The sequence below is a fragment of the Ahrensia kielensis DSM 5890 genome (assembly GCF_000374465.1).
Lineage (GTDB): Bacteria > Pseudomonadota > Alphaproteobacteria > Rhizobiales > Rhizobiaceae > Ahrensia > Ahrensia kielensis.
In genome coordinates, this window is sequence record NZ_KB894529.1 from 513,520 (window position 1) to 536,844 (window position 23,325).

Here is a 23,325-nt window from a genome sequence, read left to right on the forward strand (position 1 = left end):
GCCTGTTGGCGAAACAAGACCTTAAACTCGATGAGATTGTTGACCGGACTGCTTTAGACGAAGCGCTTAACGGTTTTGCAGTTGCAAGTGGCAGTTCTGCTGACGGCAATGATGTGCGCGCAAAAGTTGTGACGCACTTAAAGAAAGTTCTACAAGACGGCCGTGATCGCGCAGAAAAAATGCTCTATGAGGACGGTCTTGGGCGCGGTTGCGCGGCGCGGCTTTCACACCTTCAAGACCAAATCATTTGTGCGACCTATGATTTTGCACTCACCCATGTTTTCAAAGTGAGCAATCTTTCCAATGCAGAAAAATTGGCCCTGACGGCGGTTGGCGGCTATGGGCGTGGTACGCTTGCACCTGGATCAGACGTCGATCTTCTTTTTATTCTGCCTTACAAGCAAACACCTTTGGGCGAACAAATCGCCGAATACATTTTATATATGCTGTGGGATTTAGGCCTAAAAGTTGGCCATGCGACACGCACCGTAGACGAATGTATCAAGCTTTCAAAAACCGATAACACGATCTGCACCTCCATTCTTGAAGTGCGCTATTTGACCGGAGACAAAGACCTTTTTGACGAACTCGTCAAAGCTTATCAAAGCGATGTTGTTCAAAAAATTGGCTCACAGTTTATCCAAGACAAATTGCAAGAGCGCGACGACCGGCACAAAAGAATGGGCGAAACACGCTATGTGGTAGAGCCTAACGTCAAGGACGGTAAAGGCGGTCTGCGCGATCTTCAAACATTGTTTTGGATCGGTAAATTTCAATATCAGGTCTTGCGCCGGAAAGAATTGATTAAAAAGGGCGTCTTCACGCGCTCGGAATTCAATCTTTTCGTTAAGTGTGAAGACTTCCTGTGGGCTGTGCGCTGCCATCTGCATTTTCTAACGGGCAAGGCAGAAGAGCGTCTTTCATTTGACGTTCAGCGCGAATTAGCGGCCCGCATGAGCTATCAGTCGCATCCAGGATTGCAGGATGTTGAGCGCTTTATGAAGCACTATTTCCTGATTGCGAAAGATGTCGGCGACCTAACGCGCATCTTCTGCGCAGCACTTGAAGAACAGGATTTAAAGCAAGCGCCGTCTCTTACTAAATTTTTCCAAACCTTGCCATTTACGCGCAGCGTTCGAAAAATTGCTGGGATCACAGATTTTGTTATCGATAACCAGCGCATCAATGTTGCCGATGCGGATGTATTTAAAAAAGATCCAGTCAATCTAATACGGATATTCCATCTGGCTGACCGTTACAGCCTCGAATATCACCCCCAAGCCATGCAATTGATCCGCAAGTCACTAAAGCTGATTGATCGCAAGTTACGCCAAGATGTGAACGCCAACAAATTGTTCATGAACATTTTAACATCAGGCAACAATCCTGAACTTAATCTGCGCCGCATGAATGAGGCTGGGGTTCTTGGTCGTTTCTTGCGTGATTTTGGCAAGGTTGTCGCGATGATGCAGTTCAATATGTATCACCACTATACGGTGGACGAACATTTAATCCGCACTGTCGGTGTATTGCAGCGCATTGAAAGTGGCGAAATAGCTAAAGAGCATCCGCTTACATCCAAGCTTCTGCCTTCAATGAAGCATGAGCGTAAAATCCTCTATATCACCTTGCTTTTGCATGATGTTGCCAAGGGACGCCCGCAAGATCATTCCATTGCAGGTGCAGAAGTTGCCCGCAAATTGTGTCCGCGGCTTGGTTTTTCAAAAGAAGATACAGCACTCATTGCTTGGCTTATTCAAGAGCATTTGACGATGAGTATGGTTGCGCAGTCACGAGATTTATCAGACCGCAAAACCATCGAAGATTTTTCCGCAACCGTTCAGACGATGCGCCGCCTGAAACTGCTTTTGGTGCTAACCATCTGTGATATCCGAGCGGTTGGGCCCGGCGTTTGGAACGGCTGGAAAGGCCAGTTACTGCGCACACTTTATCAAGAATCTGAACTTTGGATTACTGGCGGTTTTTCAGAAACCAACCGCCAAAGCCGCGCCGAAGGTGAGCGCGAACGGCTGTATGATGCACTCGGCGAATGGAATGATGCCGACCGCGCAAAATACACGAACCTGCACTATGATAATTATATTCTCACTGTTTCTCTAAACGACCAGATTCGCCATGCTCATTTCGTGCGTGATGCTGATCTTGCGGACCGCCACCTCGATACGATGGTTAAAACGGACGCGTTTCAGGCCATTACAGAAATTACAATTCTTGCGCAGGATCACCCTCGCCTATTGGCGGTAATTGCGGCAGCTTGTTCAAGTGCAGGCGCATCAATTGATGGTGCGCATATTTTTACCACCGGCGATGGCCGTGCGCTTGATACAATTTTATTAGAGCGTGAATTTGATGCGGATGAAGACGAGCTGCGCCGCGCAAAGCGTATAGGCAAACTTATCGAAGATGTTCTGTCCGGCAAGAGCTATTTACCTGAGGTGCAAGCAACGCGGCCACGCTTGGGCCGCACGCCAAAGGCATTTGTCATTGAACCTGTTGTGACAATCGACAACACACTTTCGAACAGGTTCTCCGTTGTTCAGGTGGAAGGCCTTGACCGTCCTGCCCTGCTGTCTGAACTTTGCGAAACATTGTCTGATTTGAAATTAGACATTCGCTCAGCACACATTACGACCTTTGGCGAAAAAGTGATTGATAGTTTTTATGTAACCGATTTAATTGGCCATAAGGTTGTCGACACAGCACGCCAAACTCGCATTAAAAAGAGCCTCCGCCAAAAATTGATGCCGCAGCATGCGTCCGCCACAACAAATAAAAAAGATACGAAGGATGCCTAGCGCATGAGTTTGATTCGCAAGTTTGCCAGCGTTGGTGGAGCAACATCTGCCAGCCGCGTGCTTGGCTTTGTGCGTGAAGCATTGATCGCATCTGTTTTGGGTGCTGGCCCCGTTGCGGATGCCTTTTATGCTGCGTTTAGATTTCCAAATCTATTTCGCAGGCTTTTTGCAGAAGGGGCATTTAACTCAGCGTTCGTTCCTCTATTTGCAAAAGAGTTAGAAGGAAACGGCGAGGAAAGCGCTGCCAAATTTGCCGGTGAGGTCTTTTCCGTTCTCTTTATGATTTTACTTGTACTCACGGTACTTGCAATTGCATTCATGCCTTTTCTGGTTTCGACAGTGATTGCCCCTGCATTTGCCGATACACCATCCAAGTTTGAGCTAACGACACAGCTTGCACGCATCATGTTTCCTTACCTCATCGCCATGTCACTTATGGCTATGTTGTCAGGTATTTTAAATTCACTGCGTGATTATTTTATAGCCGCGATTGCACCTGTCTTGCTGAATATCACCTTGATTTGTGTTTTGGTCTCAAGTCTTTATTTTGAATTTGATGCAGCATCTGTTGGCATCGCTCTTGCTATCGGTGTTCTGTTTTCAGGCGTGTTGCAGCTCGGCATCTTGGTTCTGGGCATGAAGAAAGTTGGCTTTAGCTTCAAGCCGCGCAAACCGCGTATGTCTCCAGCTATTAAACGGCTTTTAGCACTTGCAGCGCCAGCAGCGCTTACCGGCGGTTTAATTCAGATCAACCTTGTGGTTGGTCAAATTATCGCCTCGCAACAGGATGGTGCGATTGCGCTTTTATCTTACGCCGACCGGATTTATCAGTTGCCACTTGGTATCATCGGCATAGCAATCGGTGTGGTCCTGCTGCCGGAGCTTTCGCGTGCTCTGCGGGCTGGCGACCAGCCAGAAGCATTAAAGCTGCAAAACAGCAGCATGGAATTTGCCCTTGCCCTCATTTTACCTGCATCTGTCGCTTTAGCGATCGTGCCAGAACCAATTGTTGCAGTGCTTTTCGAGCGCGGTAAATTCACACCTGAAACAACCGAGGCAACAGCAGCCGCACTCGCTGCGTTTTCAATCGGGCTTCCTTCTTTTGTCCTCATCAAAGTATTTCAACCGGCATATTTTGCACGCGAAGATATGCGTACACCGCTTTGGTTTTCGCTTATTTCACTGATCATCAATGCAGGCCTTAGCCTCCTATTGTTTCCAACTTACGGCCATGTGGGCATTGCCTTTGCAACCAGTGTATCAGCGTGGACAACAGCGCTTCTGCTTGGCGGCACATTATGGTGGCGCAATGATTTCAGGCCATCACCAAAAACACTCAAGCGTTGTTTAATGATGGCATTATCCAGCGCCGTGATGGGCATCTGCATATATTTTGCAGCAGATTATGGGTGGGTATTGTTTGCAGAATCCGGTATTTTGCTGCGCGTTCTATTGTTACTTTCGCTCATCCTGATCGCAATTTTTGTTTATTTCCCAATGGCAATTTTTACCGATGCGCTGGACCGTGAGGCTTTGAAGCGCAGTCTTGTCCGTAGAAGGTCTTGAATGGAATGAGTGGCCCTGCCATAAGCGCACAGAAATAGCATTTATGGCCAGGTATCATCATTATGACCAATACGATTCCAGAGCGGGTTTTTTCCGGCGTTCAACCAACCGGTAATTTGACACTCGGCAATTATCTGGGTGCAATCCGTAAGTTTGTAGCACTACAAGATACACATGATTGTATCTATTGCGTTGTTGACTTGCATGCATTGACGATTGCTCCGGACCCAAAAGACCTTATGAACGCAACACGCTCTGTCGCTGCGGCCTATATTGCGGCTGGGATCGATGTTAAAAAACATATCGTGTTCAATCAGAGCCGTGTGCATGAACACGCCGAGCTTGCATGGGTGTTTAACTGTATCGCCCGTATGGGCTGGTTGAACCGCATGACCCAATTTAAAGAAAAAGCTGGAAAGGACCGTGAGAACGCTTCTGTTGGCCTGTTTGCTTATCCATCGTTAATGGCTGCTGATATTCTTGCCTACCGCGCAACACATGTGCCTGTTGGTGATGACCAAAAGCAACATTTGGAGCTCACGCGCGATATCGCGCAAAAATTCAACAATGATTATTCCAGCCGTATCAAAGAGCTTGGTCTCGGTGTCGAAATGGAAATGGGCCGCGAGGTTGTGAACGGCTATTTTCCGCTAACCGAACCTCTCATTGGCGGCGCAGCAACGCGCATCATGAGCTTGCGTGACGGTACGAAGAAAATGTCAAAATCAGATCCGTCTGACATGTCCCGCATTAATTTAACGGACACGGAAGATGATATTGCCAAAAAGATACGCAAAGCAAAAACGGATACTGAGCCGCTACCTTCTGACGTTGAAGGCCTTGCTGGTCGTGCGGAAGCTGCGAATCTTGTCGGCATATTAGCAGCACTTACCGATACAACACCTGAGCAAGTGTTGAACGATCATGGCGGCAAGGCTTTTTCTGAGTTCAAACCACATTTGGCCGAAGTTGCGATTGAGATTGTTAGCCCTATCACAAGCGAAATGAGACGCTTAATGGCTGATCCTTCTTATATCGATCAGGTGCTGGCAAATGGCGCTGAACGTGCAAGCGCAATGGCCGCAGAAACGCTGGCAGATGTGCGCCAGATTGTTGGCCTTATAAAATAATCAAGCGAGCTGTTCATATAATTGAACGGCTCGCAACAGATTTGACTTGAATGCGCCATACCAAATGCTTAGTTTGGAAGTATTCTAAAGTCGACAATCGACATAGCGCTATGGCGCTGACTGGAGCCGATCATGTTTATTCAAACAGAAGCCACGCCGAATCCGGCAACCTTGAAGTTTTTGCCTGGCCAAGTGGTTATGGATGCAGGTACCGCAGATTTTCGTGATGCTGATACAGCAACGGGAAAATCGCCATTGGCTACCAAGCTTTTCAATGTAAATGGCGTCACCGGCGTATTTTTTGGTTATGATTTTGTGACCGTGACGAAAGAAGATGCGCTTGAGTGGGCACATCTTAAGCCAGCTATTTTGGCTGCGATCATGGAACATTTCATGGCTGGTCAGCCTGTTATGGCTGCCGGAAATGCAGGCGATGTAGATGATCTTCCAAGAGAAGAATTCTTTGATGAAGGCGATGAAAGCATCGTGGAAACAATCAAGGAATTACTTGAAACGCGCGTGCGCCCTGCTGTTGCTCAAGATGGCGGCGACATCACATTCCGTGGTTATAAAGAAGGTACTGTTTACCTTCACATGAAGGGTGCTTGCGCTGGATGTCCTTCATCAACGGCAACCTTAAAACACGGCATTCAAAACCTGCTGCACCACTTCATTCCTGAAGTTCAGCAAGTTGAACCTGTTTAAAAGCACCTAATCATTATTAAAAAGGCCGGTCTGCATCGCTGCGACCGGCCTTTTTAATGTTTGAAATATTCTAGCGTTTAACGCACGATAACTTTCGCGCCAGGCTTCGCCCGCTCATAAAGATCAACAATATCTTGGTTCATTAGGCGAATACAGCCAGATGACATCGCCTTACCAATTGACCACCATTCAGGTGTGCCATGAAGACGATATCCCGTATCGCCGCCGCCCTTGGTCAAATAAAGTGCGCGTGCACCAAGTGGATTTGAAAGACCCGGCTTCATACCACCGCGGTGTTTGGCAAGCTCAGGCTGGCGCTTAATCATTGCTGCAGGCGGTGTCCAAACTGGCCATTCGCGCTTCCAGCCCACTTTGGCTGTGCCTGACCATTCAAAGCCTTCACGGCCTACACCAATGCCATAACGAATCGCTTTGCCATTAGGTTGAACCAAAAACAGGTGACGTGAACCGGTATCGACAATGATCGTACCAACCTTTTCACCACCAGTGTAATTAACTTCCTGACGGCGAAATTCACGAGAAACTTTCGATACAGGAATAGCAGGCAAACGGTATGCACCATCAGATTTTGACGCGTAAGCATTTGCAAATAAAGTAGAATTTGAAATTGTAGAGCAACCTGAAAGTGCTAAAGCACCAATCATCGCCGCAAGAAGAAGTTTCTTGTTAGACCGCATGTTTTTCCCCGTGGATTTCCTATCTGACTAATGCCCGACTATAAGCTTACGTAGTGTTACGTCATTTAACGCTTGCCTTGCAATAGCCACAATCATGTTAAGTTGGCGGCAAGCAGCGCGATTTGTAAACCCATAGTTAGAAAACAAGAACTTAGATGCCGATAATTTCTCCTCATAAAACGAACCCTCTCATTGACGGGCGGCAATCAGACCGTGCGCTTGCAGTAAGGCGCGGCGTGCAAAAACTGCTATCTCAAATGGGAGCAGCACATGTGCCTGAGTTAACGCTCGCGAATGGGCGCCGCGCTGATTTAGCCGCGATCTTTAGAGATGGAACGATATGGATTATCGAGATTAAGTCATCCGCAGAAGACATCAAATCAGACCATAAATGGCCCGATTATTTTGACTATTGTGATCAACTCTTCTTTGCAACGCTCGATGATGTCCCCCAATCACTGTTTCCAAATGATGCAGGTTTCATGCTTGCAGACGCACGCGGTGCCGCCATTATTGAAGATTGCCCAGTTCAAAAACTTAATGCAGCGCGGCGCAAAGCGATTACCCTTCGCTTTGCACAATTTGCTGCTAAGCGGCTACATTTGGCTGAACTTGCTGGCTACAATGTTGTGCCAGAGCAAAATTAGCGCGGCGCGCGCTTTGCCAAAATGCGCTGCAATGTTCGGCGGTGCATGTTCAACCGGCGCGCGGTTTCAGAAACATTGCGATCACAGGCTTCATAAACACGCTGAATATGCTCCCAGCGCACACGATCTGCCGACATTGGATTTTCTGGCGGTGGTGCCTTGCCGTTTGAAGTGTTTAGCAGTGCATTGAAAACATCATCTGCATCTGCAGGCTTTGACAAATAATCAATCGCACCCAGCTTTACGGCCGTTACAGCCGTGGCGATATTACCATAGCCTGTCAAAACGACGACTTTCGCATCGGGGCGCTTTTCATGCAGTGCGCTAACAACATCCAAGCCATTACCATCTTCTAAGCGCAGATCGACAACGGCATATGCAGGAGGCTGGCTTTTCACTTTCGCCAAACCATCTGCAACACTTTCAGACATATCGACTATAAAGCCACGCGTTTCCATTGCGCGTGCCAGACGGCGCAAAAATGGCGCATCATCATCGACAAGCAATAATGTTGGATCAGGACCAATATCTGTATTCGCAGTATTTTCATTATCTGTCATCATGCATCTTCTTTCATAAATACTACGCGCTCAATCGGCTTTTGGATGTAAGAGGCCACGAAACTTTTACATCTGCGCCAACGCCGGGGATAGACCCATTGGCAAATACTATATCGGCGCCGGCACGCTCAATAAGCGTTTTAGCAATAAATATGCCGAGCCCCAATCCTTCACTGCCTTCACGGCTGCGCTCTGCCCCGCGCAGATTTCTTATGTCTGGCTCACCAAGATTGGTCAATTGCTCGCTCGCATAGCCTGGACCATCGTCTTGCACATGAACTGTTATGCGCTGATTTTCCCAACTTACAAAAACCAACACTTTTGATTTAGCAAAATCGACTGCGTTCTCAACGATATTCCCAAGGCCGTAGATCAGCCCTGTATTGCGCAGCACTGTTGGCTCTGGTGTATCTTTGGTTGTGACAATCGTTGAAATCTCAACACCGAATTCACGGTGTGGGGCAACGATTTCCTCAATCATAACCATGATCGGCATACGGGTGATCGGGTCTTCGTCGTCAGTTCCAAGCGTTGATAAGCGGCTTAAAATCTCACGGCAACGGTCGGCCTGCGTGCGCAGCAATGTAATATCTTCTTTAAGTGGATCGTCCTCAAATGTTGCGCGGTCCATTTCCTTTGAAACAAGGCTGATCGTCGCAAGGGGCGTTCCGAGCTCATGGGCAGCGGCGGCGGCCATACCATCAAGGGCAGACAAATGTTGTTCACGCTGGATGACCAGCTCTGTTGCTGCAAGTGCATCTGACAGCCGCCGTGCTTCGGCTGCAACGCGGTAAACATAAAGCACTGCAAACAACAGACAAGAAATTAAAGCGCCCCAAAGCCCAACAACAAATACAAACGGAATAATGAGAGAGCTACCTGCCTCCCACGGGAGCGGCAAATGAAACAATCCTAAAATTGAAGCGGCAACCGCGACGATCAAAGTCAGCAGGAACGTGTACCTAACAGGCAATGTTGCCGCCGAAATAATGGCCGGAACAATGAGCAAAATCGAAAATGGGTTTGTTAGCCCGCCCGTCAAATAAAGCAGTGCTGCAAGTTGAACAATGTCAAACAGCAAGATGGCCATCGCTTGATATGGTTCCAAGCGCTGGTTTGCAGGATACATCCACGTAACAAAGATATTTAAGATTGCCGAGGCCGCAATAAGTGCAATGGAAGGCATTATCGGAAGCGGGAACTCAAGATAGCCCGCAACTATTGCCAAGACCAAACTTTGTCCAAGCACGGCCAGCCAACGTGTGGCGGTGAGTGTTGCAAGTCGCAAACGGCGGATTGTAAAGCCGTCTATTTCATCAAGATCAATATCCATTACCATCCACGTATTGTCGCGCTAAATCATCCAAATAAACAGCCATCTCATAGCGTATTATTTACGAGGCTTGGCGCGGCGTGTTGGCGCAGCCTGTGCAGGGTCTTCTGGCCACTCATGGCGTGGATATCGACCACGCATATCAGCGCGCATATCACGCCAACTACCCGACCAGAAACCCGGCAAATCTTGTGTTAATTGAATTGGCCTATGCGCTGGCGATAACATTTCGATTGTCAGCGGCACTTTGCGATCACAAATTGAGGGGTGCGTTGCCAAACCAAACAACTCCTGCACCCGCACGGATAAAATCGGCCCAGCACCATCGGCATTATATGTCAGCGGTATTTTCGACCCCGTCGGTACCACATAATGCGTTGGTGCAAGTTGATCTAACTGCGCGTGCAATTGATATGGCACAAGGCTCATCAACCCATTTACAATATCATTATCGGACAGTTCCGTTAGTTTTGTTTTGCCCACTAGAAATGGTGCAAGCCACTCTTCCAAGGCATCACATAGCGCATCGTCTGATACAGACGGCCAATCATTTTGATGAATATGAAGCCACGAAAGCCGCGCACGCAACATGGTGGAAGCCTTGTTCCAAGGAAGGATATTCAAACCATAGCGCCGTATAGCAGCGATAAGAGCATCGGTTGCCGCATCGCTTGGCTGAACAGCAACTTGTGCTGCACTCAGCGTAATCGCTCCTAATTGGCGCGTGCGCTGTCCTTTCAAGCGCAAAGATGACTTGTCGAATGTGAAACTATCGCGCTCAATGATTTGATCTGCGAAACGCTCAAGCACATCGCTTTCTTCAATCGCAGCGCCTGAAACAATACGGGCATTGGTCGCCGATCCGATCATGTCGGTTACCACTAAGAATCTATGGCTTGCTAAGGCTTCTGTTTCCTCAATCATGACACCGCGGCCATTGGCAAGAATATAGCTGCCAGCCTGATTATCACGCTGCCGTGCCAAGCGGTCTGGAAAAGCATCGCAAAGCATAAGGCCAACAGACACCTCATCGCCCTTCGTAATCACTTTGACCTGTTTAGCCATATTCATGGCCATGTGCTTTGCGCTTCGCGCACGCGGCGATCCATCATGCCATATGCGCTCAAAACGGTTGGCAAGATCAACATGGTTTCCGCCAAGACCACGCTCGCTGATCAGAAGGCCCAGCATTGCACGGCGTTCGCAATCCTTCTGCGATGTTCCTGCAGCAATCATGGCTGCCAAACGGGGCTGAAGGCCCAATGCGCCAATGATTTTGCCCTTGGGTGTGATCGCACCGCTAGAATCAAGCGCGCCAAGTTCAACCAGTAATTTTTGTGCTTCGTTTATGTGCGCTTGAGGCGGCTGATCAAGAAATTGTAGTGCGCTTGGCCCGCTTGCGCCCCAGCTTGCACAATCAAGCAACAAAGAAGACAGGTCTGCCTGCATAATTTCCGGCAATTCAAAATCAGGCAAAGCTGCCGTTTGTTCTTCTTGCCATAACCGAACAGATACACCCGGCGCTGTACGGCCCGCCCTACCTGCACGCTGTGTCACGCTGGCCTTTGATGCACGCTTTGTCTCTAGGCGTGAAATGCCAAGGTTGGCTTCAAAGGATGGTAGCCGCGCAAGGCCGCTGTCAACGACGATACGAACGCCATCAATGGTGATGGACGATTCAGCTAAGGATGTTGCCAGCACAATTTTACGTTTTCCAGCGGGCGGCGGTTCAACGGCCAAGTCCTGATCTCGTATGTCCATCGCGCCATAAAGCGGCGCTACGAACGCGTTTGCAGGCAGCTTTCCTTCTAGACGCTCGGTCGTTCTTCTTATCTCCGCCTGCCCTGGCAAAAAGGCTAGAATACTTCCCTCTTCCTCCATCAGCATTTTGCGTATCGCAGTCGCCATAGCATCTTCAATGCGTTGATCGGCACGGCGCGGCAGATATTTTATATCCACCGGATGCATACGACCTTTGCTCTCAATGACAGGCGCACCTTTGAGAAAAGTAGAAACACGGGCGCCATCAAGTGTGGCAGACATGATCAGTAAGCGCAGGTCGTCGCGCAGCGCTTCCATCACATCGAGCGTCAGAGCCAGACCGAAATCGGCATCAAGGCTGCGCTCATGGAACTCATCAAAGATAACGCAGCCAATGCCGCCCAGTTCAGGATCATCCACAATCATGCGTTGAAACACGCCTTCGGTGACAATCTCGATTTTTGTCTCAGCGCTGACCTTTGTATCAAAACGCATGCGATAGCCGACCGTCTTGCCAACCGGTTCGCCCAAGCTGGACGCCATACGGCGCGCAGCAGTACGCGCTGCCAAACGCCGTGGCTCCAACATGATTATTTTGTTATTCGCCAGCCATTCTTCACCCAAAAGCTGAAGCGGCACGGCTGTTGTTTTACCAGCACCTGGCGGTGCAATTAAGATTGCGCTGCGCTGACTGCCCAAAGCATTTTTTATCTCGGGCAATACATCCAAAACCGGAAGGTCATCAAACTTCATCATAGGGGCTTTTAGCCTACTGACCTGCGGTTTGGGAACCGACTTCTATGATGGTTCCGTTTGCTGCAAGTGCATCTTCGCGGTCATGTGTCACCAGTAATACAGGGAGTGAGCGGCGCTTAGCGTTTTCGAATACCAATTCTCGCATTTGTGCGCGGCGATCAGCGTCTAACTTTGAAAACGGCTCATCCAACAACAAAAAGGCTGGACGTGAGATAAGCACGCGCGCCAGTGCGACACGTGCCTTTTGGCCACCTGATAATGTATCAGGGTCACGCTCAAAAAAGCCGTCCAATCCAACATCGGTTAAGGCTTGTTCAGCTTGGCTTCGCCGTTCTGCCTTTGGCTGAATATCTGCCGGCATCGCAAAAACAAGATTACCGCCCACCGACATATGCGGAAACAATAGCGGGTCTTGAAACAGGAGCCCTGCGCGACGCTGCTGCGGCTTGACCAATGTAATATTCATGTCGCTGCAATATACATCGCCTTCCGCTTCGAATGCAGGATCGAGGAAACCACCAATATAAGCAAGCAATGTAGATTTACCGGAGCCGGATGGCCCCATGATCGTCAACACTTCCTTTGGGTTGATAAGGTGGTCAACAGCCAAAAGCTCACGCCCGTTAAGGCTGATACGCACACCATCGATTTTAAGACCTGTTGAAGCGTAACTCATAAGAAAACCAATGTTCTTTCTATAGACCTGTAATGCCGCGGCGGTTTCGGAAAATCAAAGCAGGCAGTGTTGATGCAAGTAAGAACCCGATAAATGGCAGCATCATCTGCATGAAAGCATAAATGCCAATAATACGCCGATTACCGCCCGATCCAAGTGCAACGGCTTCGGTCGTAATTGTCGGAAAGCGCCCTGCGCCAATCAACAAAGTGGGTAAATATTGCCCGATTGAAACGGCAAAACCAACGGCACATGCAGCCAATATCGCGCGCAGCAACATGGGCGTGCGTATGCGCCAGAAGATTCGCCAATTTGATGATCCAAGCGCTGCACCGATTGAATCATAGCGCTTGTCAAATGCGCGCCAAGGCGCAGAAAGCGATAAAAACACATAGGGCAAAACAAACACCACATGGACCAATATCAACGCTGTCCAACTGGCTATCGCATTCACACTGAGGAGCAAAAGTTGAAGGCCGAAAAGAAAGCCAATCTGTGGAACCAGCAAAGGCAGATAAAGCAATAACAAAGCCCGATTGCCGCCATTACGCCCCGTTTGTTGTTCGCGTGCCAAACAGGCCAAGCTAATTATTATGGAAATTGCGACCGACGCTCCCCCAATAATGATCGTTGTTATCAATGGTTGCGAAAGCCCCGGTAGCGCTCGCATCCAGTTTTTAAACGAAAGTGTATTGGGCAATGTGTTTGGAAACTGCCACAGACCCGATACGGACCAAAGGGCAAGAACGAGCAAACCGCCAAATACGATCAATGCTGATGCTGTCATCAAAACGGATGCCGTAACGCGAAAGCCCCAATCATGCGTGTAGCGGTTTCCTTTTGCGGCCAAGCTTCGAGATGCAGCGCCGGTAAAGCGTTCGATGAGTATCCAAACCAATAATGCAAAAGCTGTGACTGCAATTTGCACACACGCACCGGCACAGGCCATAAAGCGCATCTTTAAATCAGGATCATTCATCCAGCCGACAAGCCGCACAGGCAAAGTATATGGCGTTGCTGGGCCTAGAATGATTGCCATATCCACATTGGCGCTTGCATAGGCAATAACGGCAAATATAGGCAGTCTTATCTGCCTGTAAACCGACGGCCATGTCGAAAGCAGGAAACCTGCCATGCGGCCATACCCTAAAGACTGCGTAAGGTGAGACGATTTAATTGCTGCAATTTGCGGCAAGGCGGCAAGCGTTACCAACAATAAAAATGGCACTTCCTTCACGACCAATCCGGCAATCAGCGCAAGGCCAAGCTGATCGTTGACGATCAATAAATCTAGCGGCCGCTCCCACCCTGTTAGCCATGGTGAAAACAGGCGTGCGAAAAACCCCGAAGGCGCAATCATAAACGCAAAGCCAAATGCCGCCGCAGCATGGGGCACGGATAAGAGTGGTGAAACGAGATATTGAACTTTTTTAAAAAGGCGCGTGCCATACCATGCGGACACAAAGCCTGCGACAAGCATAACAGATAGAGCGGTTGAGATGATGCCTATAAAAAACGATTGAGAAATTGAGCGCCAAATACCTGTTTGCGAAAACAACTCTCCAAAAGGAAGCAGCGAAAAATCTTCGCCCCCTAAAGCTGGCAAATAGCCAAATGCTGGTAGCACGGTTCCAGCTAACCCGCATAAAACGGGCACAGCCAGAACCAGCAATGCAATGAGCGGTGAATATCGCAGCATTAGCCTACCCGCCCTTGCTCAACCAAAAAGAAATTAATTGGCAACACCGTAACGAGATGCCCATTTTTCTTCGATTACAGCCATCCAGCTTGGGTGCGGCTCGTCAAATGCTGGCCCAAGCTCATCAGGGCGCAATGTTGCCACGCCAAGATCAAGTGCGCTGAATTCTGCGGCTTTCTCTTCTGGCAATTTACTCATCGCCAAAACGGTTGGATCACCCCAAAATGCAGGATCCTGCTTTCGCAATTGTGCCTCTGGTGAAATCAGAAAGTTCGCTAAGATCAGAGCGCCTGCCTTTGCATTGGCATTATACGGAATGGCAACAAAATGCGTATTGCCTAATGTGCCGCCTGAAAATGTGAAGGACCGCACGGTATCGGGCAACTCGTCGTTCGCAATCGCACTTGAAGCGGTTGCTGGATTGAAGGCAAATGTTATTTCCAATTCGCCATCAGCCAATAATTGGCTCATTGATGGGTAGTCGCGCGGAAAAGCCTTTGCTTCACGCCAAAGATTTGGGTGCAGCTTATCAAGATAATCAAACAACGGCTTGGAGACGGCTTCAAAATCCACATCCTCGGCGGGTTGCTGAAGCAGCGACACGTCCTCGACCTGCTCTATCAAAATCTGCTTGAGGAAGCTTGAGCCAATAAAATCCGGTGGCTGTGGGTAGGAAAAACGGCCAGGATTCTCTTCTGCCCATTTAAGCAGATCATCAGAGTTGTCTGGCATTTCATCCGCCTTAGTACGGGCGCTATCGTGGAAAAAGACAAGCTTTGCCATTCCCCAGGGCGATTCCATGCCATCTGTTGGAATGGTGAAATCTGTTGTAATCGTTGGCTTGTTCTCAACGTCTACATATTGCCAATTTGGAAGGTTTTGCGCCCAATCGGGACCATAGAGCAGGTCTTGGTTCTTCATGGATGCGAAGTTCTCTCCGTTAATCCAAATCAAATCAATAGAGCCATCTTCATCTTTGCCAGCAGCTTTTTCAGCAACGACTGCGGAAACTGCATTTGCAGTGTCGTCTAATTTAACGTGAACAACTTCAATGCCATAGGTGTCTTTAAGGTTCTGTCCGACCCATTCGATATAGTCATTAATTTGAGTCGATCCGCCCCAAGCATTCCAATAGACAGTCTGGCCTTCGGCTTCTTTAACAACCATATCCCAGATTTTGGAATCAGTGTCTGCAAAGGCATGGCTTGTCAAAGAAAGAGACGCTGCGCTCAGTGCGGTCCATAGACTAATTTTCTTGATCATTTCGATGCCCCAATTAATTATGAGACATCTTGAACATGTAGAACGCTCGAAGGTCAATTCACCAATAGAGCGCTCAACTCACAAAGTAGTGATATACAAACAGCTGTGGTTAATCTGTCTGAGAAATCGCAATCTTTTTTACAAGCTTTTCAGGGCGCGGACGATCAAGATCGATCATAAGTAAGCCGTTTTTCAACTCAGCAGCCAAAACCCGCATACCATCGGCCAATACAAATGCTTTTTGAAACTGGCGCGCAGCAATGCCGCGGTGAAGGAAATCGCGGTCGCTATCATCGCGTTGTTTGCCGCGCACAACCAACTGGCTGTCTTCGGTCGTGATATCAAGATCATCGATGGCAAAGCCCGCTACGGCAAGCGTGATCCGCAAGATATCCATTTCCTCATGGCGCATGCGCTCAATATTATAAGGTGGATAGCCGTCAGCAGATTTCGCAACCCGCTCAAGTGATTTTTCTATAGCTTCAAACCCGACAAGAAGCGGACTGGAAAAAGTGGTCATACGTGTCATAATCTATCAGACCAGATTTCGCTGGCCATGCCCTCATTTTAAGCGACATAAGAAACAAACCCTACTGGCATTTGCTTCAACCTTAAGTATGGTCACTTAGAATCACATTTTCAAGAAAGATACGGACGACAAATGGCAAACAATGATCCGCGCGCCATCATTATTGATACAGATCCTGGCCAAGATGATGCAATTGCAATTTTACTCGCTCTTGCGAGCCCTGAGCTTGATGTGCTTGGGCTTACAATCGTCGCGGGCAATGTTCCGCTTGATTTGACCGTTAAAAATGCCCTCAAAGTTTGTGAGTTGGCTGGAAAAACAGACACTAAAGTCTTTCCCGGTGCGGCAGGTCCACTTGGCAGGCCGCTGGTAACGGCTGAACATGTTCATGGTGATACAGGCTTAAATGGCCCTGATTTACCTGAACCAACAATGCAGCCTCAAGATAAACACGGCGTTGACTTCATCATCGAACAGGTTCGCGCACATGATGCAGGCCACATAACGCTCTGTCCGCTTGGACCGCTTACAAACATCGCAACCGCATTGCAAAAAGCGCCCGATATCGCCCCTAAAATACGTGAGATCGTTTTGATGGGTGGTGGTTTTTTTGAAGGTGGCAACATAACGCCTGCGGCTGAGTTTAATATTTATGTCGACCCACAAGCTGCCGACATTGTTTTCAAATCGGGCATACCCATTGTCATGGCGCCGCTTGATTGCACACACAAAGCTTTAACAACAAAAGAGCGTATTGATGCCCTTCGCGCTAAAGGCACAAAGGTATGCGACGCCACGGCTGATCTCGTTGATTTCTTTGAACGTTTTGATGAAGAAAAATACGGCACCGACGGCGGCCCGCTTCACGACCCTTGTGTGACAGCTTATCTTATCAAGCCTGAACTTTTCTCTGGCCGGATGTGTAATGTGGAGATCGAAACTCAGTCCGAACTCACAATGGGCATGACAGTGATTGACTGGTGGGGTGTGACGGATCGCAAAAAGAACGCGATGGTTCTCAATCAAATTGACGCACAAGGTTTCTTTGATTTGATTACCGAGCGCGTCGCCACGCTTTAAGCAATCATTTTATCAATGTCGGCGCGCAGCGGTATCGCTGGCTGCGCTCCGGCCTGCAAACAAGCCAAAGCTCCCGCAGCACATGCAAATTTTAGTACTGCTTCGACCGGCTGTCCCTCGCTCAATGCAACAGCAAGCGCACCACAAAAAGTATCTCCTGCGCCCACTGTATCAACAGCTTCAATTTTGGGCGATTTTGCAGAATATTCTTTGCCATCAATGATCGCCAAGGCACCATCTGCGCCCAGCGTTATGATGAGGCCCTTGCCAAAGGTTTGGCAAAAGGCGTGCGCTTTTTCACGGCGGTCATTTCCGCTCAGGTTCAAAGCTTGGCTCAGATCGTCAAATTCTGTTTCATTGGCAATGGTGATATCGGCGTGCTTGGCAAGTTCAACGGCCCCTTCACCGTAAGGTGCAATATTAAGAATGGAGCGTGCCCCAGCTTCTTGTGCAGCCTTGATGGCTGCAAGATTTGCCGCATCAGGCACCTCCATCTGCAAGACGACAATATCATCCGCTTTAATCGAAGCGCCCTTTAAGCTGTCACCATCGACACAAGCGTTAGCCCCAGCGATAACTGCAATCTGATTTTCCCCAGAGGTTTCATCAACCAAAATCATCGCAACGCCAGTAGAAATATCGCCCTCTGTGATCGCCGCGACACCGCCCAAATCCACGCCTGCGCTTTTAAGCAATGCCAAGGCAGGTTCTGCATTTGCATCTTCGCCAACGGCACCGATCATTGAGACATCCGCGCCTGCCCGCCTTGCGGCCAATGCCTGATTGGCGCCTTTTCCGCCGGGGGCGCTTGCAAAACTTGACCCTGAGACTGTTTCACCGGGCAAAGGTATTTTTTTAACACGGGCGATTAAATCAAGATTGATTGAGCCAACAACGATTATCATAAATATCCCTTTGCCTTCATACTTAGCATTCACGAAGCTTCTTAGAACCATCTAAAATGATGCTCACTCGTGCTATCAGAATGCATTTTCATTGTCAGGTATCAATCACATCAAGCAAGAGGATTTTTGCGAGCTTGATACAATTGGCTTATTGACTTGCAAAATACCAAACCGTAAATCGGCTCACCAATAACGTGCCCAGATGGCGGAATTGGTAGACGCGCCAGCTTCAGGTGCTGGTACTCGCAAGGGTGTGGAGGTTCGAGTCCTCTTCTGGCACCACATCATTGATCGATAAATGTGCTTTTTGCACCACCTACAAATTGCTTACTAAAATACCTAACGCAGCTGTGAAGCTTTAATTTGTGGCAGACGGCGGCGCACCGGCGATGATTTAATTATTGCGGTATTTGTTTCTGCTTTTTCGTGAAATGGCTCAAGAATAGCGTCTAGGTCCTTCATCTCACCGAAAACCAAACGGCAGACAAAGCAATCATCCCCTGTCACCGCATCACAGGCTGTGAAGCGCGGCTCCTCGATGATCATGCTCTTGATAATGTGCAAATTGCCCGGCCTTGGCTTAATTCTAACGATCGCTTCGAGCGCCTGACCAAGCGCTCCATAATCGATATCAACGGTGAAATTCCTGATTATTCCAGCACTTTCCATTCGCTTAACGCGCTCGGCAACGCTTGGGCTAGACATGCCGACCTTTGAGGCAAGCTCAGAATAAGAAATGCGCCCAGCCTTATCCAATTCATATAGAATTTTTAAGTCGACGCTATCAACAACCTTATATTGGGAGGGCATTTCTTTAATTTACCTACAGTTCAAAAAGAATTTAGGAATTATACCTTGAAATATGCAGATCGCAAACTCCATCAATTTGTTATCTTAACACCAGACTTCATCAATCAGGAACAATGACATGACGATTTTAAGAGTGGCAGCATTCAGCGATGCGGAAACTGGCGGTAACCCAGCGGGCGTTATGATAATTGAGGAATTACCAAGCGAAGCACAGATGCAGAAGATTGCTGCTGAAGTTGGGTATTCAGAAACAGTTTTTGCAGCTCGTCAAACTGATGGGAAATGGATGACGCGGTATTTTTCGCCTGAAAGCGAAGTGCCTTTTTGTGGGCATGCGACAATTGCTTTGGGTGCAGCCTTGGCTGATCAATTTGGTCCCAACGTTTGGACATTATCTTTACGTCATACTGAAATCACGATTGAAGGCAGCCAAAACGGAAAGGTCTACAGCGCATCCCTACAGTCACCGCCAACATCACACAGCAAGATTGTGGCGGAGACATTGGGCGCGATCCTCGAACTTTTGGGATATAATGCTAACGACCTCGATAAGGACATGCCCCCAATGTTGATCAGTGCTGGCGCCAACCATATTGTCCTTAACTTAAACAGCCTCGAAAAGCTTGCCGCTATGCACTATGATCTTGATGCTGGCCGCACTTTAATGAATGCAATGAGCCTCACCACCATCATGCTTGTTTGGCAAGAAAGTGAAAGGCTCTTTCATGTGCGAAACGCTTTCGCTTCTGGCGGTGTATTAGAAGATCCTGCAACAGGAGCCGCAGCTGCTGCTTTTGCAGGCTATTTGCGCGATAGCGGGAAATTGTCAGGCGGGGAAATTAACATCATCCAAGGTGAGGACATGGGCGCTCGCTCGCTCATAAAAGCAACAGTGTCGGGCGAAAAAGGCAGCTCAATTCAAATATCTGGGACGGCTCGCTATATGGCATAACCGCTCACAGTCCCTGACCTCATTTAGGCGCGTGTTAGCTCTTTGGCTTTCGAGCTGTGCTCTCACGCGCCATCACAGAATATCCTAAATCAACAACGGGCTTTTCAGGTTCATCACCTTGCAGAGTTTGCAACAACATTGTTGCAGCCATGCGGCCCATTTCTTCGCGGTAGGTTTTGACGCTGGTAATCGCGGGGTAAGCGGCGGCCATCATCTCTAGGTCATTAAAACCACAAATTCCCATATTGTTTGGAACATCTATGCCTCTGTGCAGACATTCAAACACTGCTCCGAGCGCCAAGTCATCATTGTTACACAGTACTGCATCTGTATCAGGCGCATGCTCCAGCAACCGAGCCATTAAATCTCGGCCAAGCGCAGCCGAGGATGGCGCAGGCGTCGTCAAAATGCGGTTCGGGTCAAAAATGCCAGCAGCCCGCGTAACATCTTCAAACCCTTCCATGCGCCGCTGCGTCCGTGGATCAATTCGCGCTGCCAAAAACCCCGGACGCTTATATCCGCGATCAATCAAATGCCGTGTTGCTGCGCGTGCACCGTCGCTATGGGAAAACCCCACCATCATATCGATAGGCGATGCACCAATTTCCATGATTTGAACAACGCGGCACGGTGCGTTTTTTAAGAGCTCGCGTGTTTTTTTTGTTTGATCGATTCCAGAAACAATTAATCCGGCAGGTCGCTGGCTTAAAAAAGTGCGTGTTAACGCCTCTTCCGTTTCAGCCACATAGCGTGAATTACCCAATTGCACCTGCCATTGGCTACCTTCAATCACGCCGTAAATACCGCGCATCACATCTGCAAAAACATTATTGGTCACAGACGGAATGATGACACCAATGACGTTTGTGCGGCCAGCAGCAAGCGCCCGCGCCGCTGGATCGGGCACATAACCCAAACGCTCTATAACTGCCGCGATCTGTTCACGTGATTTAGCTGATACGCGCTCTGGCTCACGCAGTGACCTTGATACGGTCATGGGGCTCACGCCAGCCTCACGCGCAACATCTGCAATAGTTACACCCGTTGATTTCATTTTATTTCTAATCCAGTCGGCGCTCGAAACTCGCAGTTGGCAACATCTAGAATGTAATTTATCACTTGACAAATGTTAGCGCTACCATTTTATTGTCCCTCGGAGGAAAATTCACATGAATGCGAGCGCGACATCGCCATCAATCATCATTATGGGTGTCTGCGGCGCAGGTAAATCTGCTGTCGGCGCAGCTTTGGCGAAAAATATAAATCGCCCATTTGTTGAAGCGGACGACTTTCATTCAACCTCAAACCGCACAAAAATGACGAACGGTATCGCACTCACAGATGCAGACCGTATACCATGGCTTGAAGCTGTTGCTAAAACTGCGCTTGCAGCAGATGACGGCATCAATCCTGTGATTGCATGCTCTGCGCTCAAGCGCTCATACCGAGAGCTACTCAGCACTCAGCTTTCTGGCGCGCTATTCATACATTTGAGCGCTGACCGTAACATTTTAGCCGAGCGACTACAGGCGCGAAAATCTCATTTTGTCGGCGTGGCGTTACTTGAAAGCCAACTGGCCTCTCTTGAGCTTCTGGCAAAAGAGGAAAATGGCATAACGCTCGACTGCAACCAGCCTTTGACGACGATCATAGAACAGATCGTCACATACCTCGATAATGCCCATAAAAACGGCTTGAGGGTCAATGTCAGCCAACAATTTACTGGCTGAGAACGAAAACACATGCAACGGAGGAAAACCGCATGATAAACAAAATTTCGAAACTCGCACTTGTCGGCTTAGTAAGCGCAGCAATGTCCGTTTCTGCCTATGCGCAGGAAATGACATTGAAGTTCCAATCTTCAGACCCTGCTGGCAATCCGAATTTCATCCTTCAACAAGGATGGGCTGAGATTGTTGCTGAAAAGTCAGGCGGCAAGATTGTTATTGAATTATTGCCCGTTGAATCGATCGTCGCGCATAATGAAACTCAAGACGCCATAGCCGCAGGTATTTTGGATGGCCATATTACCGATACATCTTACTTCGCAGGTAAAGATCCAGCTTTTGGCCTAGTTGCAAACCCAGTTGGCGCATGGTCAGCGCCTGAAGAAATGTTCGCATTCATGAACGAAGGTGGCGGCAAAGAGCTAATGAATGAATTGTTGGAGCCATATGGCCTTCATTTCATTGGCGCAACAACTCCAGGTCTGGAAGCATTTGTTTCCAAGGTGCCACTTAACGGCGTTGATGACCTTAAAGGCTTGAAACTCCGCGCACCAGAAGGACTTGTTCAACAAGTATTTGCAGCCGCAGGTGCTTCACCGGTGAACTTACCTGGCTCTGAAGTGTTTACTTCGCTTGATAAAGGCGTGATCGACGCGGCAGATTATTCTGTATTTTCAACAAACCAAGCGCAGGGCATGCATGACGTTGCAACAAACCCTGTATATCCGGGCTTCCACTCCATGCCATTGGTTGAAATTTCAATGAACAAGGCAAAATGGGACGCCTTGCCGGATGAAACGAAAGCCATGCTTGAAGAAAGCGTACGCGAATTTGCGCAAAACCAAGTTGCGGCACTTGCTGCTAAAGACATGGAAGCTGTTGAGGCTGCCAAAGCAGGTGGCAAAGTTACCATTTCAAACTGGTCAGCGGAAGAACGTGCGAAATTCCGTACTATCGCCACAGGCGAATGGGCGAAAGTTGCAGAGCGTTCTGAAAACTCCCAAAAAGTCTATGACGTTTTGACTAAATACCTGAAAGAAAACGGCCTAATGCAATAAGCATTGGCTAACAAGGAATCGGGCACTTTGCCCGATTCTCTTACGCGGGGAGGCTAAAATGCCCAAAACAGAAAAACCGGTTCATGACAATGTTGATCCGGGCGCCATTCAGCAAGCAGGTTGGCTGGGTCGCTGGATTGATCGTATTGGTATTATCTTTGCTACTGGCATCGTTCTATCCGTGCTGATCCTGATGAACGAAGTTATCTTGCGCTATGTATTCAATGCACCGACTATTTGGGCGCACGAAACCACGATCTTTCTTTGCGGTATGGCCTTCATCTATGGCGGGCTATATTGCACCGCGCGTAACAGCCACATCCGTGTCGTTTTAATTTACGATGTCATACCGCCGCGCATTCGGCGCATCTTTGACGTTATCATTTCTATTGTTTGCGCCGCCGCTAGCGCCATGTTTGCTTGGGCAGCCTATACAATGGTTTTGCGTGCAGCTTTTCGACCAGACGGCAGCATAAGACTAGAGCGTTCTGGAAGCGCTTGGGACCCTATCTTTCCGGGAACCGTAAAGATTTTTCTACTCGTTATTATGGCTGTGATGGCCGTTCAATTTATTATTCTTGCCTATAATTACGCGCGGGGTCGCAACTAGTGGAATTCTTTGGCTCATTTCAAGAACTCGGCATTGGAGGCGGC

Annotated in this window: 21 protein-coding genes and 1 tRNA gene; 11 read left to right on the forward strand and 11 right to left on the reverse strand. The window is 48.6% G+C overall.

Going from position 1 to position 23,325, the window contains the following annotated elements; genetic code table 11:
* Positions 1-5 precede the first annotated feature (5 nt).
* From C504_RS0108645 to C504_RS0108660, 4 genes are all read left to right on the forward strand, one after another.
* A complete protein-coding gene (locus C504_RS0108645; RefSeq protein ID WP_018688936.1) occupies positions 6-2,816 on the forward strand; it encodes a [protein-PII] uridylyltransferase in 2,811 nt (936 codons plus the stop codon).
* A 3-nt stretch (positions 2,817-2,819) separates the two neighbouring features.
* Positions 2,820-4,382, forward strand: a complete 1,563-nt coding sequence (gene murJ / locus C504_RS0108650; protein WP_018688937.1) for a murein biosynthesis integral membrane protein MurJ — start codon at positions 2,820-2,822, stop codon at positions 4,380-4,382.
* 62 nt (positions 4,383-4,444) lie between these two features.
* Positions 4,445-5,512 (forward strand): tryptophan--tRNA ligase, encoded by a 1,068-nt coding sequence (gene trpS, locus C504_RS0108655; RefSeq protein WP_018688938.1) that lies wholly within the window; start codon positions 4,445-4,447, stop codon positions 5,510-5,512.
* Between the two features lie 132 nt (positions 5,513-5,644).
* Positions 5,645-6,217, forward strand: coding sequence for a NifU family protein (locus C504_RS0108660; RefSeq protein ID WP_018688939.1), 573 nt, complete (start codon positions 5,645-5,647; stop codon positions 6,215-6,217).
* A gap of 77 nt (positions 6,218-6,294) precedes the next feature.
* Here C504_RS0108660 and C504_RS0108665 read toward each other — a convergent pair whose 3' ends face one another.
* Positions 6,295-6,915, reverse strand: a complete 621-nt coding sequence (locus C504_RS0108665; RefSeq protein ID WP_018688940.1) for a L,D-transpeptidase — start codon at positions 6,913-6,915, stop codon at positions 6,295-6,297.
* A gap of 155 nt (positions 6,916-7,070) precedes the next feature.
* Between C504_RS0108665 and C504_RS0108670 the strand changes: the two genes are divergently transcribed.
* Positions 7,071-7,562: an MmcB family DNA repair protein gene (locus C504_RS0108670; protein WP_018688941.1), complete on the forward strand. Its 492-nt coding sequence runs from the start codon at positions 7,071-7,073 to the stop codon at positions 7,560-7,562.
* Here the strand turns inward: C504_RS0108670 and C504_RS0108675 are convergent.
* The 7 genes from C504_RS0108675 to C504_RS0108705 form a co-directional block, all read right to left on the reverse strand.
* Positions 7,559-8,122 carry an ActR/PrrA/RegA family redox response regulator transcription factor gene (locus C504_RS0108675; RefSeq protein WP_026317333.1) on the reverse strand — a complete coding sequence of 188 codons (564 nt, stop codon included), beginning with the start codon at positions 8,120-8,122 and terminating at the stop codon, positions 7,559-7,561. The genes C504_RS0108670 and C504_RS0108675 overlap by 4 nt on opposite strands.
* A 22-nt stretch (positions 8,123-8,144) precedes the next feature.
* Positions 8,145-9,461, reverse strand: a complete 1,317-nt coding sequence (locus C504_RS0108680; protein ID WP_018688943.1) for an ActS/PrrB/RegB family redox-sensitive histidine kinase — start codon at positions 9,459-9,461, stop codon at positions 8,145-8,147.
* A gap of 51 nt (positions 9,462-9,512) precedes the next feature.
* Positions 9,513-11,972: an ATP-dependent helicase HrpB gene (hrpB, locus tag C504_RS0108685; RefSeq protein ID WP_018688944.1), complete on the reverse strand. Its 2,460-nt coding sequence runs from the start codon at positions 11,970-11,972 to the stop codon at positions 9,513-9,515.
* A gap of 13 nt (positions 11,973-11,985) precedes the next feature.
* Positions 11,986-12,648 (reverse strand): ATP-binding cassette domain-containing protein, encoded by a 663-nt coding sequence (locus tag C504_RS0108690; protein WP_018688945.1) that lies wholly within the window; start codon positions 12,646-12,648, stop codon positions 11,986-11,988.
* A 19-nt stretch (positions 12,649-12,667) separates the two neighbouring features.
* Positions 12,668-14,347 carry an ABC transporter permease gene (locus C504_RS0108695; RefSeq protein WP_018688946.1) on the reverse strand — a complete coding sequence of 560 codons (1,680 nt, stop codon included), beginning with the start codon at positions 14,345-14,347 and terminating at the stop codon, positions 12,668-12,670.
* Positions 14,348-14,380: 33 nt separating this feature from the next.
* Complete coding sequence (locus C504_RS0108700; protein WP_018688947.1) at positions 14,381-15,610, reverse strand: ABC transporter substrate-binding protein; 1,230 nt, start codon at positions 15,608-15,610, stop codon at positions 14,381-14,383.
* Positions 15,611-15,719: 109 nt separating this feature from the next.
* Positions 15,720-16,139, reverse strand: coding sequence for an Hsp20 family protein (locus C504_RS0108705; protein ID WP_018688948.1), 420 nt, complete (start codon positions 16,137-16,139; stop codon positions 15,720-15,722).
* A gap of 132 nt (positions 16,140-16,271) precedes the next feature.
* Between C504_RS0108705 and C504_RS0108710 the strand changes: the two genes are divergently transcribed.
* The gene (locus tag C504_RS0108710) at positions 16,272-17,219 is read left to right on the forward strand and encodes a nucleoside hydrolase (protein ID WP_018688949.1); all 948 of its coding nucleotides are present in this window, start codon (positions 16,272-16,274) and stop codon (positions 17,217-17,219) included.
* On the opposite strand, the gene C504_RS0108715 is transcribed toward C504_RS0108710, so the two are convergent.
* Positions 17,216-18,124 carry a ribokinase gene (locus C504_RS0108715; protein WP_026317334.1) on the reverse strand — a complete coding sequence of 303 codons (909 nt, stop codon included), beginning with the start codon at positions 18,122-18,124 and terminating at the stop codon, positions 17,216-17,218. The two genes, C504_RS0108710 and C504_RS0108715, sit on opposite strands and share 4 nt — an antisense overlap.
* A 196-nt stretch (positions 18,125-18,320) precedes the next feature.
* On the opposite strand from C504_RS0108715, the gene C504_RS0108720 reads away from it, so the two are divergent.
* A tRNA-Leu gene (locus C504_RS0108720) sits at positions 18,321-18,406 on the forward strand.
* A gap of 57 nt (positions 18,407-18,463) precedes the next feature.
* Here the strand turns inward: C504_RS0108720 and C504_RS0108725 are convergent.
* Positions 18,464-18,934: an Lrp/AsnC family transcriptional regulator gene (locus tag C504_RS0108725; RefSeq protein WP_018688951.1), complete on the reverse strand. Its 471-nt coding sequence runs from the start codon at positions 18,932-18,934 to the stop codon at positions 18,464-18,466.
* A 118-nt stretch (positions 18,935-19,052) separates the two neighbouring features.
* On the opposite strand from C504_RS0108725, the gene C504_RS0108730 reads away from it, so the two are divergent.
* Complete coding sequence (locus C504_RS0108730; protein WP_018688952.1) at positions 19,053-19,886, forward strand: PhzF family phenazine biosynthesis protein; 834 nt, start codon at positions 19,053-19,055, stop codon at positions 19,884-19,886.
* 34 nt (positions 19,887-19,920) lie between these two features.
* On the opposite strand, the gene gntR is transcribed toward C504_RS0108730, so the two are convergent.
* On the reverse strand, positions 19,921-20,940 hold the full coding sequence (gene gntR, locus C504_RS0108735) for an HTH-type transcriptional regulator GntR (RefSeq protein WP_018688953.1): 1,020 nt from the start codon (positions 20,938-20,940) through the stop codon (positions 19,921-19,923).
* Positions 20,941-21,055: 115 nt separating this feature from the next.
* Here gntR and C504_RS17505 point away from each other — a divergent pair, with 115 nt between their 5' ends.
* From C504_RS17505 to C504_RS0108750, 3 genes are read left to right on the forward strand one after another with little or no spacing between them, the layout of a single operon-like run.
* The gene (locus C504_RS17505; protein WP_018688954.1) at positions 21,056-21,616 is read left to right on the forward strand and encodes a gluconokinase; all 561 of its coding nucleotides are present in this window, start codon (positions 21,056-21,058) and stop codon (positions 21,614-21,616) included.
* A gap of 32 nt (positions 21,617-21,648) precedes the next feature.
* Entirely contained in the window at positions 21,649-22,671 is a 1,023-nt protein-coding gene (locus C504_RS0108745) for a TRAP transporter substrate-binding protein (RefSeq protein WP_018688955.1), read from the forward strand.
* A 58-nt stretch (positions 22,672-22,729) separates the two neighbouring features.
* The gene (locus C504_RS0108750) at positions 22,730-23,281 is read left to right on the forward strand and encodes a TRAP transporter small permease subunit (protein WP_018688956.1); all 552 of its coding nucleotides are present in this window, start codon (positions 22,730-22,732) and stop codon (positions 23,279-23,281) included.
* Positions 23,282-23,325 lie beyond the last annotated feature (44 nt).

What these genes read in the sequence shown, in the direction of transcription:
- C504_RS0108705 (WP_018688948.1), bottom strand. Translation starts at nt 16,139, where the DNA reads ATGACACGTATGACCACTTTTTCCAGTCCGCTTCTTGTCGGGTTTGAA.
- trpS (WP_018688938.1), top strand. Translation starts at nt 4,445, where the DNA reads ATGACCAATACGATTCCAGAGCGGGTTTTTTCCGGCGTTCAACCAACC.
- C504_RS0108715 (WP_026317334.1), bottom strand. Translation starts at nt 18,124, where the DNA reads ATGATAATCGTTGTTGGCTCAATCAATCTTGATTTAATCGCCCGTGTT.
- C504_RS0108665 (WP_018688940.1), bottom strand. Translation starts at nt 6,915, where the DNA reads ATGCGGTCTAACAAGAAACTTCTTCTTGCGGCGATGATTGGTGCTTTA.
- C504_RS0108730 (WP_018688952.1), top strand. Translation starts at nt 19,053, where the DNA reads ATGACGATTTTAAGAGTGGCAGCATTCAGCGATGCGGAAACTGGCGGT.
- C504_RS0108750 (WP_018688956.1), top strand. Translation starts at nt 22,730, where the DNA reads ATGCCCAAAACAGAAAAACCGGTTCATGACAATGTTGATCCGGGCGCC.
- C504_RS0108725 (WP_018688951.1), bottom strand. Translation starts at nt 18,934, where the DNA reads ATGCCCTCCCAATATAAGGTTGTTGATAGCGTCGACTTAAAAATTCTA.
- C504_RS0108660 (WP_018688939.1), top strand. Translation starts at nt 5,645, where the DNA reads ATGTTTATTCAAACAGAAGCCACGCCGAATCCGGCAACCTTGAAGTTT.
- gntR (WP_018688953.1), bottom strand. Translation starts at nt 20,940, where the DNA reads ATGAAATCAACGGGTGTAACTATTGCAGATGTTGCGCGTGAGGCTGGC.
- C504_RS0108690 (WP_018688945.1), bottom strand. Translation starts at nt 12,648, where the DNA reads ATGAGTTACGCTTCAACAGGTCTTAAAATCGATGGTGTGCGTATCAGC.
- C504_RS17505 (WP_018688954.1), top strand. Translation starts at nt 21,056, where the DNA reads ATGAATGCGAGCGCGACATCGCCATCAATCATCATTATGGGTGTCTGC.
- murJ (WP_018688937.1), top strand. Translation starts at nt 2,820, where the DNA reads ATGAGTTTGATTCGCAAGTTTGCCAGCGTTGGTGGAGCAACATCTGCC.
- C504_RS0108675 (WP_026317333.1), bottom strand. Translation starts at nt 8,122, where the DNA reads ATGACAGATAATGAAAATACTGCGAATACAGATATTGGTCCTGATCCA.
- C504_RS0108710 (WP_018688949.1), top strand. Translation starts at nt 16,272, where the DNA reads ATGGCAAACAATGATCCGCGCGCCATCATTATTGATACAGATCCTGGC.
- C504_RS0108745 (WP_018688955.1), top strand. Translation starts at nt 21,649, where the DNA reads ATGATAAACAAAATTTCGAAACTCGCACTTGTCGGCTTAGTAAGCGCA.
- C504_RS0108680 (WP_018688943.1), bottom strand. Translation starts at nt 9,461, where the DNA reads ATGGTAATGGATATTGATCTTGATGAAATAGACGGCTTTACAATCCGC.
- C504_RS0108700 (WP_018688947.1), bottom strand. Translation starts at nt 15,610, where the DNA reads ATGATCAAGAAAATTAGTCTATGGACCGCACTGAGCGCAGCGTCTCTT.
- hrpB (WP_018688944.1), bottom strand. Translation starts at nt 11,972, where the DNA reads ATGATGAAGTTTGATGACCTTCCGGTTTTGGATGTATTGCCCGAGATA.
- C504_RS0108695 (WP_018688946.1), bottom strand. Translation starts at nt 14,347, where the DNA reads ATGCTGCGATATTCACCGCTCATTGCATTGCTGGTTCTGGCTGTGCCC.
- C504_RS0108670 (WP_018688941.1), top strand. Translation starts at nt 7,071, where the DNA reads ATGCCGATAATTTCTCCTCATAAAACGAACCCTCTCATTGACGGGCGG.